This window comes from Streptomyces sp. NPDC004284 (assembly GCF_042874035.1).
Taxonomy (GTDB): Bacteria; Actinomycetota; Actinomycetes; order Streptomycetales; family Streptomycetaceae; genus Streptomyces.
Map to the genome: position 1 here is coordinate 201,917 of NZ_JBIAMJ010000010.1, position 13,145 is coordinate 215,061.

The following is a 13,145-nucleotide window of genomic DNA, read 5'->3' on the forward strand; positions in this document are numbered from 1 at the left end:
GTCCCGGTGCCGACACACCGGGACGCGGCGCACCGGCTTGTCCGCGCCGGGGCGGCGCGGGAGCCGCCTCCAGTGGTCCACTCCAGTGACGCGTCCCAGGCCCGGGACCCGTCTCCGCGAAACTCCGCCGTATGGCCTCCATTCCCTCCCTGACGTGGGAACTTCCTTTTGCGCAGGTGTGATTGACGGGACGTCCGGGAGCCGATACCCCTGTACGGGTTCGGCCCCGCACGCCCCCGTGTCACCCCCTGCCTCTGGAGGCTGCCTTGTTCCGTTCCGCGTCGCGCAGACGTCCGTCACCGATCCGTGTGCCGGGGGCGGTGGGCGCCCTGGCGTCCGCCGCCCTGCTGCTCCCCCTGCTGTCCGCCGCCCCGCCCGCCGGCGCCGAGGTGCCCGAGGCGGGTGTCCTGCAAGGGCAGTTCGCGCGGGCGGCCGCACGGCAGGGCGTGCCCGAGAGCGTGCTGCTCGCCGTCTCGTACCTCCAGTCGCGGTGGGACACCCACGGCGGCGCGCCGAGCGTGACCGGCGGTTACGGGCCGATGCACCTGACGGACGCGGCGACGGCCCTGGCGCGGACCGTCCCGCACCACTCCGAGGGCGAGGAGGACGCCCGCGGCGACGACTCCCGCCCGGTCCGGGCGCCCTCGGACGCCTCGGTGCCCGAGCCCGCGCGGTTGCCCGAGGGGCTGCGGACCCTGGAGCGGGCGTCGGAGCTGTCCGGCATCCCGGCCGAGGAGCTGCGCACCGTGCCGGCCGCGAACATCGAGGGCGGGGCGGCGCTGCTCGCGGCGGCGCAGCGGGAGGCCGGGCTGCCGGCGAGCGCGGACCCGGCCGACTGGTACGGGGCGGTGGCGCGGTACTCGGGTGCGGACGACGCGGCGACGGCGGCGACGTACGCGAACGACGTGTTCGACGTGATCCGGACCGGGGAGACGCGGACGACGGACAGCGGGCAGGTGGTGACGCTCCCGGCCGCTCCCGCCGTCGCGCCCGCCACCCGTCAGCTGGACGCCCTGGGGCTCCGCCGCCCGGCCGACGGGCCGGTGGAGTGCCCGGCCTCGGTGGCCTGCGAGTGGGTCCCCGCGCCGTACGAGGAGTTCGGCGACGGCGACTACGGCAACCACGACAAGGCGGACCGGCCGGTCTCCCAGTCGATCGACTACATCGTGATCCACGACACCGAGGCCGACTGGAGGACCACCCTCAAGCTGGTGCAGGACCCGACGTACGTGTCCTGGCAGTACTCGCTGCGCTCCTCCGACGGGCACATCGCCCAGCACGTGCCGCTGAAGGACGTGGCCTGGCACGCGGGCAACTGGTTCGTGAACGCCAAGTCGGTGGGCCTGGAGCACGAGGGCTTCCTGACCTCGCCGGACTCCTGGTACACGGAGGCGATGTACCGGACGTCGGCGCGCCTGGTGCGGTACATCGCCGGGCGGTACGGCATCCCGCTGGACCGGCAGCACATCCTGGGCCACGACAACGTGCCGGGGCCGACGACGTCCTCGGTCAAGGGCATGCACACGGACCCGGGGCCGTACTGGGACTGGGCGCACTACTTCCAGCTGCTCGGGCGTCCGATCACCCCGAGCGCCGGTCCGCACGCGGGCGTGGTGACGATCCGGCCCGACTACGACTCCCACCGGCCGGTCTACACGGGCTGCGCGACGGCGGGGCAGGCGTGCGTGCCGCACGGCAGCGGGGCGGTGCGGCTGTACACGGCGCCGAGCACCGACGCGCCCCTGGTGAAGGACATCGGTCTGCGGCCGGGCGGTCAGGACTCCACCACCGGGGTCAACGACACGGGGGCGCGGGCCTCGACCGGGCAGAGCTTCGCGGTGGCGGAGCGCCGGGGCGACTGGACGGCGGTCTGGTACCTGGGACAGAAGGCCTGGTTCGAGAACCCGGTGGAGGAGCCGACGGCGGTGAACGCGCGCGGGCCGGTCCTCACGCCCCGGGAGGGTCTGGCGCAGGTGCCGGTGTACGGGAGGGCGTATCCGGAGGCCTCGGCCTATCCGGCGGGCGTGCCGGTGCAGTCGGTGTCGCCGCTGCCGTACAGGCTGCTCGCGGGCCAGCGGTACGTGGTCGGGGGCAGCACCCCCGGCGAGTACTACTTCGCGCCGGTGTTCGACCCGAGCGGGCACACGGTCGTCCGGGGTCAGGAGGAGTACTACCAGATCCAGTTCGGCCATCGGATCGCCTTTGTGAAGGCCGCTGACGTGCGGGTTTCGCAGGGCTGACGGAGGTCTGGCCGAAAGGTGCGGGGTGGTGCCGGTCGTGGGGTCCGGCGCCACCCCGTCGGCGTTCATACGACTATTCAGGAGATCGCGTGCGCCGTCCGGGCGACGGGTAAGGCTGGGCCGGATACAGCCCAGCTCACCGGAAGGCCCCTCAGCACATGCCTCAGCCCTTCGTTATGCCGGATTTCTACGTCCCGTATCCGGCACGGCTCAATCCCCATGTGGAGGCCGCCCGCACGCACACGCGTGACTGGGCGCGGGAGATGGGGATGCTGGAGGGCTCGGGAGTCTGGGAGGAGCACGACCTCGAATCCCACGACTACGCGCTGCTCTGCTCCTACACCCACCCGGACTGCGACGAGGAGGCGCTGAACCTCGTCACCGACTGGTACACCTGGGTCTTCTTCTTCGACGACCACTTCCTGGAGGTCTTCAAGCGCACCCAGGACCGGGCGGGCAGCAAGGCCTATCTGGACCGGCTGCCGCTGTTCATGCCGGCGGACCCGGCGGCGGGCGTGCCCGAGCCGGTCAACCCCGTCGAGGCGGGACTCGCGGACCTCTGGCGGCGGACCGTTCCCTCGATGTCCGAGGGCTGGCGGGTGCGGTTCGCGGAGGCGACGGAGCACCTGTTGTACGAGTCGCTGTGGGAGCTCGACAACATCAACGACGGGCGGGTCGCCAACCCCCTGGAGTACATCGAGATGCGCCGCAAGGTGGGCGGGGCACCCTGGTCCGCCGGGCTCGTCGAGTACGCGGCGGGGGCCGAGGTCCCGGCCCAGGTGGCGTACTCCCGGCCGCTGCGGGTGCTCAGGGACGCCTTCTCGGACGCCGTGCACCTGCGCAACGACCTGTTCTCGTACCAGCGCGAGGTGGAGGACGAGGGCGAGAACAGCAACGGCGTCCTGGTCCTGGAGCGGTTCCTCGGCTGTACGACGCAGGAGGCGGCGAACGCCGTCAACGACCTGCTGACCTCCCGGCTCCACCAGTTCGAGAACACGGCGCTGAGCGAGGTGCCGCTGCTCGCCGCCGAGAAGGGCCTGAGTCCTCAGGAGTGCGCGGCCGTCGCGGCGTACGTGAAGGGGCTCCAGGACTGGCAGTCCGGCGGTCACGAGTGGCACATGCGCTCCAGCCGGTACATGAACGAGGGCATGGTCGGCGGGCCCTCGCACCTGGACGGGATCATCGGGACCTCCGCCCTCGACATCCGGAACGTGTTCGGCCGTCAGGCGGCGGCCCGGCACCGCGCGTTCACGCATGCGCCGCACCAGCCCGTGGGCCCTTCGCTGCTGCCCGCGTTCGACCTGCCGTACCCGCTCACCGTCAACCCCCACCACCGGGACGCGGCGCGGCACACGGTCGACTGGGCCGAGCGGATGGGGATCCTCGACGACCTGTGGGACCGGCCGATGGCGGAGGGCTTCGACCTCGCGCTGTGCGCGGCGGGGCTCGATCCGGACGCCTCCCCCGAGGAGCTGCGGCTCAGCTCCGACTGGCTGACCTGGGGAACCTACGCGGACGACTACTACCCGGCCGTCTTCGGCCGGACGGGCGGCCTGGCCGCCGCGAAGGAGCAGACCGACCGGCTCAAGGCCTGCATGCCGCTCGACGAACCGGCCACCGGAGCGGCGTTCGCCCTGAACCCGCTGGAGCGCGCGCTCGCCGACGTCTGGGAGCGGACCGCCGTTCCCATGGCGTCCGGGGCGCGGGCGGAGCTGCGGACCTCGCTCGACGTGATGCTCGACAGCTGGATGTGGGAGATGCACAACGTGGTGCAGCACCGGGTGCCCGACCCGGTCGACTACATCGAGATGCGGCGCAGCACCTTCGGCTCCGAGCTGACCACCCTGCTCTGCCGGCTCCGGCAGGAGACCGCGCTGCCGCCGGAGCTCTTCCGGTCGGGCACGGTGCGCAGCCTGGAGAACGCGGTCATGGACTACGGGGCGCTCATCAACGACCTCTTCTCGTACCAGAAGGAGGTCGAGGTCGAGGGCGAGGTGCACAACGGCGTTCTGGTGCTCCAGAAGTTCTTCGACTGCGACTATCCGACCGCGGTGTCGATGGTCGACGATCTGATGCGGGCCCGGCTGCGCCAGTACGAGATCCTGAAACAGCGTGAGATCCCCCTGCTCTTCGAGGACTTCGGGCTCGACGCGGCGGGGCGGGAGGCCTTCGGGGAGTACCTGCGGGGCCTTGAGGACTGGCTGACGGGCGTCCTCAACTGGCACCGGAAGGTGCGGCGTTACGGCGCGGAGGACGTGCGCGCGGGCAGCGGCAGCACGCTGCTGCGGGGCGGGCCGAGGGGGCTCGGCACCTCGGCGGCGCGGATCTCCGAGCTGCTCGGCGCGGGCCCGCGCTGAAAAGGCCGAAGGCCTCCGGGACGGGTCCCGGAGGCCTTCGGCCGCTCGGTTCAGGCGCGCCGGCCGCGCAGTTCGTCGATCTCGCGGCGCTCGCGCTTGGTGGGACGTCCCGCGCCCCGGTCGCGCACGGCGGCGACGGCGACGTGCTCGCGGGGCGGCGGGGGCGGGCTGTTGTCCACGTACGCCTCGGCGGCGACCGGCGGGCCGACCCGCTTGACGTGGAGCTCCTTGACCTCGACGATCCGCTCCCGGCCGCCGTGGTAGATCCGGACCTCGTCGCCGGGCTTCACGGCCTGGGCGGGTTTGACCCGCTCGCCGTTGACCTTGACGTGTCCGGCCCGGCAGGCGGCCGCGGCCTGCGAGCGGGTCTTGGTCAGACGGACCGCCCAGATCCAGGCGTCGACGCGCGCGCTCATCGGCCCCCGCTCCCCCGTCAGCCCTGCTGGAACAGCTCGGCGGGCAGCGGCTTGAGCAGCGCGTACAGGTCGTCGGTGATCGGCCGGTCCCAACTGGCGATCGTCACGAGGACGTTGTCGCTGCGGTCGAACTGGACGCAGGAGATGCGGCTCTCGGAGAGCTTGAGACGGCGCACGATCAGCAGGTTGTCGCCCTGCATGACGGGCACGTCCTCGGTGTCGAGGACCTCGACCGGCTCGTCGTTCTCCAGGGCGACGAGGAGCTGCGCCACCTCGAAGGGGACCTGGCCCTCGGCGAGCTCGCGCGCCGGGGAGCCCTCGGGCAGATTGCCGATGATCATCGCGGGTCCGCGGCCGCCGAACAGGTCGTAGCGGAGGAACACGCCCTGGCAGGAACCGTCGGGTGCGGGCAGCAGACCGGCGCCGAGATTGCCGGGCCAGTCCCCCGGATCCATGGCCAGGACATCGAAGTCCGGGCCCGCGGGTGTGGCGGCGCTGCGGCGGCGGAGGAAGGACATACGGCCATGGTACGTGTCCCGGCGCGTGGCGCGACGCGCCGGGCGGCCGCCTCCGCTCAGCCCTGCTCGCCGGCCTTCCGCAGGGCCTGGGCGAGGCCCGGGCGGTCGGTGCCGAGCTTGCGGTAGACGGACGACAGGAGCCTGCCGACGGCGGCCGGGTCGATGCCGAGGACGGCGGCCGCGTCCCGGTCGCGGACGGTGAGCTCGGCGGCGGCCCGCTCACGCGCGGTGAGCGCGTCCGTGCCGGCCGGGTGCAGCGCGCGGGGGCGCAGTCCGGCCGCGCCGAGCTCGGCCCGCGCCTCGTCGACGAGGCCGTCGGCACCGCAGTCCTGGGCGGTCTCCAGGCCCCGGTAGAGGTGCTCGGCGGCTTCCTTCGCACGCTCGGTGCGGCGCAGGGCGGCGCCGAGGGCGACGAGGGAGCGGGCCAGCTCGTACGCGGCGGGTGACCGGTCGAGCCAGTCGACGGACTCCTCCAGGAGCTTCACGCGCGCGGCGGGCTCGGAGACCTCGGCGGTCACCCGGAGCGCCTGGCCGATCGCGGAGGGCGCACCGTACTGCCGGGCGCGGGCGACCGCGTCCTCGGCGGTGCGGCGGGCCCTGTCGGGGGTGGTGGCGGCCTCGGCGAGGGCCAGGTGGAGCTGCCAGGGGCACCAGGCGGGGTTGCGCATGCCGCGCGGGTCGAGGCGGCGGCCGACGGCGGCGAGCTCGGCGGCGGCCTCCTCGGTGCGGCCCCGGGCGAGGAGCAGTTCGGCGTGGACGGTCTGGGAGTCGGGGAAGGTGACGGCGGCGGGGAAGGGCTCGCCGAAGTCGTGGTCGCGGGCGATGCGGGCGGCCTCCTCCGTACGCCCCCGGGCGAGGAGGACCTCGATGAGGACGCCGACCGCGTACCACTGGGCGGGGGTGCGGGGTCCGACGCGTTCGGCGAGGCGCAGGCCGGCGCGGACGAAGTCCTCGGCCTCGACGAGGCGGCCGCGCCGGAAGCGGATGTAGCCGAGGAGGGTGTACGCGAAGGAGAGGTGGGCCCCGCGCCAGCCCTGGCGCTCGAACTCGGCGGTGCCTGCGGCGAAGAGCTCCTCCGCGCGGCCGGGCCGGTCGGCGTACAGGAAGGTCAGGGCGGTGATGACCGGGACCTCGAAGCCGCGGCTCTCGTCGGCCCAGCTCAGACCCCCTTCGAGGGCGCGCTCGGCGTGGCGGAGGGCGACGGCGGAGGGTTCGGCGCGGAGGGTGGCGTCCCAGGCGCGCAGGCCGATGACGTACCGCTCGGTGAGGTCGCGTCCGGTGAGCCGGTCGGCGAGGGCCGCGAGGCGGCGGGAGCGCGCGGGCGACTCGGGCTCGTCGGCGCGGAAGGCGTCCCACATGAACTTGTCGGCCTGCATCCGCAGGCGGCTGCGGGCGTCGGTGGTCTGCCGGGCCTCGCGGCCGAGGAGTTCGGAGGCCTCGACGAGCCGGTCGCTGTGGGCGAGGACCTGGGAGAGGCGGTAGACGATGCCGTGCCGGAGGGCCAGGTCGGCGACGGGCTCCTCCAGGGCGGCGCGCAGGTGGTTGACGGTGGTGGCGGGCTCGGTGAGGAGGGAGGAGCAGCCGAGTTCGTAGAGGACGGCGGCCCGGTCGTCGGCGGCGGGCGGTTCGCGCAGGGCGCGGGCGAGGAAGCGGCGGGCCGCGTCGGGGGCTCCGGCGCGGAGGTTCTCCCCGGCGGCGGCGCGCAGCTGGTGGACGACCCACGGGTCGCCCTCGGGGTGGGTCTCCAGGAGGTGCCGGGCGGCCGTGGTGGGGCCGAGCCCGGCGTCGACGACGCACCAGGCGGCCTGGCCGTGCAGGGCGACGCGGGTGGCGGCGGGGATGGACCGGTAGACGGTGGTGGCGATGAGGGGGTGGACGAACTCCAGGGGTTCGTCGGGCCCTTCGGCCTCGGCGAGGACCCGGGCCTCGCGCAGGCGGGCGGCGCTGTCGGCGACGGCCTCGTCGCCGAGTCCCGCGACGGCCCCGGCGAGCTGCGGGGAGATCTCGGTGCCGAGGACGGCACAGGCCCAGGCGAGGCGGACGGTGGCGGCGCCGAGGCGTTCGAGGCGGGTGACGAGGCCGCTGCCCTTGAGGGCGGCGGCGAGATCGCGCAGGTGGCGGGCGCCGCGCGCGGTGGGTTCGAGGCCGCGGTCGCGGACCTTGGCGGCGAGTTCGGCGGCCTCGAAGGGGTTGCCGGAGGTGACGGTCCAGAAGTCGCGGCAGAAGGCGTCGTCGGCGTGGGACCCGACGCGGTCGCGGACGAGGCGGGCGACGGCTGCGGAGGTGAGCGGGGCGAGGCCGTGGGGCCGCCGCCCGGAGCGCTGCCCGGTGAACTCCTTGCCCTCCTCGGGGAGTTCGTCGGGACGGTAGGCGGCGACGAGGAGCATGGGCAGCTCCTCGGCGCGCGGGGCGAAGGCCGCGAGCCAGCCGAGGGACTCGGGGTCGGCCCAGTGGACGTCGTCGAGGACGACGACGAGCGGATCGCGGCGCACCGCGAGGTGGGTGAGGACCCAGTCGAGTCCGTCGCGCAGGCCCTGCGGGTCGGGCGGCGAGCCCGCGGCGGCGGCCCGCAGCCCGAGGGCGGGGCCGACGATGTCGTACCAGGAGCCGAGGCGTTCGCGCAGCTCGGCGTCGGAGGCGTGGGCCAGCTGGGGCTGGAGGAGCTGCCGGGCGACGTGGAAGGCCACCCGCTGCTCCTGGTCGCCGCCGCGCGCGGAGAGCACGGTGCAGCCGCGGGCGGCGGCCCGGCGGCGGATCTCGGCGAGCAGGGTCGTCTTGCCGAGCCCGGCGGGCGCGGCGTAGGCGAGGACGCCACCGCGCCGGGCGGCGGTGCGGGGCCGGCCGGTGGTGTCGGCGGGACCGGCCGGGCGCTCGGCCGCCGACGGCCGGTCCGGACGCCCTGCTGTCGGCGGCCGGTCCGGGACGACGACGAGGTGCGGGCTCGTGGCCTCGCGGGGTGCGGGGACCCGGTCGGGCCAGGGCGGCTCCCCGGCGAGGCCCGTCAGGAGGTCGAGGGCGTCCTCGGCCGCGCCGAGTGCCGCTTCACGTTCGAAGAGGCCGAATCCCTGACGGGTCGGTCGGTCGTCCTGTCGAGCCACGTTCCACCCCCACACCGAGGGCGCACGCCCGGCGCAAAAGCGGGAGGACCGGGCGAGTGGCCCCGCGAAGGCCCCAGGGTACGCCGGGCGGGGCCGCCTGTGACCGTCATTCGGCCAAGCCGGCCGACCGCCGTAAGAGACGGTCCGGAACGGTCAACGCCTCGCCCGCCCGGTCATGTTCGACGAACAGGTGGTCGCGATGGAATCCGGCCACCCCGTTGCGGCTCAGCCGGTGGGCGGGGTGTCCCCCACGAGCCACATGGAGAAGAACTGGGCTCCGCCCCCGTAGGCGTGGCCGAGCGCCCGGCGCGCGCCCTCGACCTGGTGCGCGCCGGCGTCCCCCCGTACCTGGAGGGCGGCCTCGGCGAAGCGGATCATCCCGGAGGCGCCGATGGGGTTGGTGGAGAGCACCCCGCCCGAGGGGTTGACGGGCAGGTCGCCGTCGAGTTCGGTCACGCCGGCCTCGGTGAGCTTCCAGCCCTCGCCCTCCTCGGCGAAGCCCAGGTTCTCCAGCCACATGGGTTCGTACCAGGAGAACGGCACGTACATCTCGACGGCGTCGATCTGCCGCCGGGGGTCGGTGATGCCGGCCTGCCGGTAGACGTCGGCGGCGCAGTCCCGCCCGGCCCGCGGGGAGACGAAGTCCTTGCCGGCGAAGAGGGTGGGTTCGCTGCGCATCGCGCCGCCGTGCACCCAGGCGGGCGGCCGCGGCGCACGGTCGGCGCCGGCCCGGTCGGTGAGGACCATGGCGCAGGCTCCGTCCGAGGAGGGGCAGGTCTCGGAGTAGCGGATCGGGTCCCAGAGCATCGGGGAGGCCTGGACCTTCTCCAGGGTGAGGTCGTGCTCGTGGAGGTGGGCGTACGGGTTCTTGAGCGCGTTGCGCCGGTCCTTGTACGCGACGAGGGAGCCGATCGTGTCGGGGGCGCCGGTGCGGCGCATGTACGCGCGCACGTGCGGGGCGAAGAAGCCGCCGGCTCCGGCGAGCAGCGGCTGCTGGAAGGGGACGGGCAGGGAGAGGCCCCACATGGCGTTGGACTCGGACTGCTTCTCGAAGGCGAGGGTGAGGACGGTCCGGTGCACGCGCGCGGAGACCAGGTTGGCGGCGACGAGCGCGGTGGAGCCGCCGACCGATCCCGCCGTGTGCACCCGGAGCATGGGCTTGCCGACGGCGCCGAGCGCGTCGGCGAGGTACAGCTCCGGCATCATGACGCCCTCGAAGAAGTCGGGGGCCTTGCCGATGACGACGGCGTCGATGTCCGCCCAGGTCAGCTCCGCGTCCGCCAGGGCGCGGAGGGCGGCCTCGCGGACGAGTCCGGCGATCGAGACGTCCCTGCGGGCCGCGACGTGCTTGGTCTGGCCGATGCCGACGACGGCCACGGGCTCCTTAGCGGACACGGTGGTCTCCTTCCAGGACGGCGACCAGGTTCTGCTGGAGGCAGGGTCCCGAGGTGGCGTGGGCGAGGGCGCGGTCGGACTCCCCGCGGTGGATGCGGGCGGCGGCCTCACCGAGCCGGATGAGGCCCGCGGCCATGACGGGGTTGGCGGCGAGGGCGCCGCCGGAGGGGTTGACCCTCACGCTGTCGTCGAGCCCGAGGGCCTTGCGCAGGACGACCTCCTGGGAGGTGAAGGGCGCGTGGAGCTCGGCGGTGTCGACGGGCCGCTCGAAGGCCCCGGCGCGTTCGGCGGCGAGGCGGGTGGAGGGCGAGTCGGTGAGGTCGCGGACGCCGAGGGAGTGGGCCTCGATCCGGTGGTCCATGCCCCGGATCCATGCGGGGCGCTCGCACAGTTCGCGGGCCCGGTCGCCGGCGGCGAGGATCACGGCGGCGGCGCCGTCGCCGATGGGCGGGCAGTCGCCGGTGCGGAGGGGCCGGACGGCGTATCCGCCCTGGGGGCGGGCGCCCCGCAGCTGGGCGTGCGGGTTCGCCGTCGCGTCCTCGCGGCTGCGGGCGGCGATCGCGGCGAGGGCCGGTTCGTCGGTGTCCCCGGCGTCCACGAGGGCCTGCGCCTGGAGGGCGGCGAGGGCGACGGAGTCGGGCCAGAGCGGGGCGAGGTAGTACGGGTCGAGCTGGCGGGTGAGGACGTCGCGGACGGAGCCCGGCGAGGACTTGCCGTAGGCGTAGACGAGGGCCGTGTCGGCCTCGCCGGTGAGCAGCTTCACCCACGCCTCGTACAGCGCCCAGGCGCCGTCCGTCTCGACGTGGGACTCGGAGATCGGCGGCCAGGCGCCGACGCCGTCGAGCGCCATGGTGAAGGAGAAGGCGCGCCCGGCGAGGTAGTCGCTCGAACCGGAGCAGGTGAAGCCGATGTCGGAGGCCTTCAGGCCGGTCTGCCGCTGCACCTCGTGCAGCACGGGCATCACCATCTCGACCTCGGAGAGGTCGTCGGTGCGCCGCCGGTGGTCGCTCTGGGCGAAGGCGACGATCGCCACTTCCCTGGCCGTCGTCACAGCAGCTCCTTGTAGGTGTCGTAGTCGGCGTCGGGTTCGCCGGTGGGCCGGTAGTGGTCGGGATAGCGGCCGCCCTCGCTCCACACCGGTTCGACGCGCAGGCCCATGCGGACCTCGTCGTACGGGATGCCGGCGATGCGGCCGTGGAGGGCGAGCCCCGCACCGTCGAGGGCGATGTGGGCGTAGACGTACGGGACGTCGATGTCCAGGTTCTTCGCCTTGATGTTGACGATGCAGAAGGTGGTGACGGTGCCCCGGGGGCCGACCTCGACCTGGTCGGTGGTGGCGACGCCGCAGGTGGGGCAGGCGCCGCGGGGCGGGACGTACACCTTGGCGCAGGAGGGGCAGCGTTCGCCGACGGTACGGCGCTCGGCGAGTGCGTGCAGATAGCGGGTCTGGGCACGGCCGGGGCTGTACGTGTAGTCCAGGCGGGCCGGGGCGACGATGCCGGTCACGGGGTTCTCGAACTCCCCGTCGTGGGGCGCGGGTTCGCCCTGTTCCGTGCTCTCGTACGGTTCGAAGCAGGCGATGTCCGTGATGGCGCCGGCCCGTTCGGCCGCCCAGCGGATCCGCACCCGAAGGCCGGTGCGGACGGCTTCGGGGCCGGGGGCGTCGAGGGCGTGGAGGAGGGCGGTGTCGGCGCCGTCGAGGCGCACGAGGACCCAGGCGAAGGGGGTCGCGAGGGGCTGCCCGGGCCGGGGCTCGGGGTTCCAGGCCCAGGTGGTGACCGTGCCGGTGGCGGCGACCTCGACGAGCTCGCGGAGTTCGGCGGCGGTGGCCGGGTCGTACTCGACGGGCGGGACCAGCACCTCACCGGCCTCGGTGCGCACGCCGAGGACGGTGCGCTCGCGCAGTCCGGTGAGGAAGGCGGACTGGACGGGGCCGAGGGAGCGGGTGAAGGGGAACTCGACGACGAGGGGGGCGCGGAGGGCCTCCGGCGGTTCGGTGACTGTCATGCGGGGCTCCTTGGTCGGGGCGGCGGGCGTGGGGTGCGGGTGGGGCCGCTGCGCGGGGCTTTCTCCCCGCCCCGTCCCTTCCCTGACCGGGGCTCCGCCCCGGCCCCCGCGCCTCGAACGCCGGCGAGGCCGAATCTCGGCCCGTCCGGCGCGTGAGGACACGCCCGAAGGGCGTACGGGGTCCGGGGCGAAGCCCCGGTTTCGCAGGGGTCCGGGGCGAAGCGCCCCAGTTCGGGAAGAGGTGGGGCGGGGGACGACTCACTCCCGGCGGTACACCGGCGCCCGCTTCTCCGCGAACGCCCTCGCTCCCTCCTTCGCGTCCGCCGTGTCGAAGATCGGCCACCCCCGCTTCAGCTCGGCGGCGAGCCCTTCCGTCTCGGTCATCTCGGCCGTCTCGTACACGGACGCCTTGACGGCCTCGACGGCGAGCGGCCCGCACGCGTTGATCCGTTCGGCGACGTCGAGGGCGGCGTCGAGGGCGGTGCCGTCGGGGACCACGCGGCCGACGAGGCCGATCGCGGCGGCTTCCTCGGCGCTGTACGGGCGGCCGGTGAGGAGCATTTCGAGGGCGTGGGTGCGGGCGATCTGACGGGGCAGACGCACGGTGGAGCCGCCGATGGGGAAGAGGCCCCGGCGGACCTCGAAGAGGCCGAAGGTGGCGGAGGCGGCGGCGACCCGGATGTCGGTGCCCTGGAGGATCTCGGTGCCGCCGGCGACGCAGTGCCCCTCGACGGCGGCGATGACGGGCTTGCGGGGCCGGTGGTGGCGGAGCATCGCCTTCCAGTGCAGGTCGGGGTCGGCCTTGAGCCGGTCCCGGTACCGCTCGCCCTCCATGCCCTTCCCGGCGAGGGCCTTGAGGTCCATGCCCGCGCAGAAGGAACCGCCCGCGCCGGTGAGGACGATCGAGCGGACGGTGTCGTCGGCGTCGGCCTCCAGCCAGCCGTCGTAGAGGCCGACGAGCATCGGCAGCGAGAGGGCGTTCTTGGCCTCGGGCCGGTTCAAGGTGAGGACGAGCGTGGCGCCTTCGCGCCGGACGCTGAGGTGTTCGGTGCCGCCCATGGGGGTCTCCCGTCTCCAGTTCTGGAACAGGTTGCAGGAGCCCGGGGTCCAGTTC

9 protein-coding genes are annotated in these 13,145 nt (G+C 74.2%); 2 read left to right on the forward strand and 7 right to left on the reverse strand.

Annotated elements, in window-relative coordinates; translation table 11 throughout:
- The first annotated feature begins 320 nt into the window (after positions 1-320).
- The gene (locus ACFYUS_RS25435; RefSeq protein WP_388856371.1) at positions 321-2,240 is read left to right on the forward strand and encodes an N-acetylmuramoyl-L-alanine amidase; all 1,920 of its coding nucleotides are present in this window, start codon (positions 321-323) and stop codon (positions 2,238-2,240) included.
- 158 nt (positions 2,241-2,398) lie between these two features.
- Positions 2,399-4,597, forward strand: a complete 2,199-nt coding sequence (locus ACFYUS_RS25440; protein ID WP_388856374.1) for a germacradienol/geosmin synthase — start codon at positions 2,399-2,401, stop codon at positions 4,595-4,597.
- A gap of 50 nt (positions 4,598-4,647) precedes the next feature.
- Here ACFYUS_RS25440 and ACFYUS_RS25445 read toward each other — a convergent pair whose 3' ends face one another.
- The 7 genes from ACFYUS_RS25445 to ACFYUS_RS25475 form a co-directional block, all read right to left on the reverse strand.
- Positions 4,648-5,013, reverse strand: a complete 366-nt coding sequence (locus ACFYUS_RS25445) for an RNA-binding S4 domain-containing protein (RefSeq protein WP_388856377.1) — start codon at positions 5,011-5,013, stop codon at positions 4,648-4,650.
- A gap of 17 nt (positions 5,014-5,030) precedes the next feature.
- A complete protein-coding gene (locus ACFYUS_RS25450) occupies positions 5,031-5,531 on the reverse strand; it encodes a hypothetical protein (RefSeq protein WP_388856380.1) in 501 nt (166 codons plus the stop codon).
- A gap of 56 nt (positions 5,532-5,587) precedes the next feature.
- A complete protein-coding gene (locus tag ACFYUS_RS25455; RefSeq protein ID WP_388856383.1) occupies positions 5,588-8,629 on the reverse strand; it encodes an ATP-binding protein in 3,042 nt (1,013 codons plus the stop codon).
- Between the two features lie 225 nt (positions 8,630-8,854).
- Positions 8,855-10,024 (reverse strand): thiolase domain-containing protein, encoded by a 1,170-nt coding sequence (locus tag ACFYUS_RS25460; RefSeq protein ID WP_388856386.1) that lies wholly within the window; start codon positions 10,022-10,024, stop codon positions 8,855-8,857.
- Positions 10,014-11,075, reverse strand: a complete 1,062-nt coding sequence (locus ACFYUS_RS25465; protein WP_388856389.1) for a thiolase domain-containing protein — start codon at positions 11,073-11,075, stop codon at positions 10,014-10,016. Before ACFYUS_RS25465 ends, ACFYUS_RS25460 begins: the two co-directional genes overlap by 11 nt.
- Positions 11,072-12,031 (reverse strand): Zn-ribbon domain-containing OB-fold protein, encoded by a 960-nt coding sequence (locus tag ACFYUS_RS25470; RefSeq protein ID WP_388856392.1) that lies wholly within the window; start codon positions 12,029-12,031, stop codon positions 11,072-11,074. Before ACFYUS_RS25470 ends, ACFYUS_RS25465 begins: the two co-directional genes overlap by 4 nt.
- Before the next feature lie 258 nt (positions 12,032-12,289).
- Positions 12,290-13,090, reverse strand: coding sequence for a crotonase/enoyl-CoA hydratase family protein (locus ACFYUS_RS25475; RefSeq protein WP_388856395.1), 801 nt, complete (start codon positions 13,088-13,090; stop codon positions 12,290-12,292).
- Positions 13,091-13,145 lie beyond the last annotated feature (55 nt).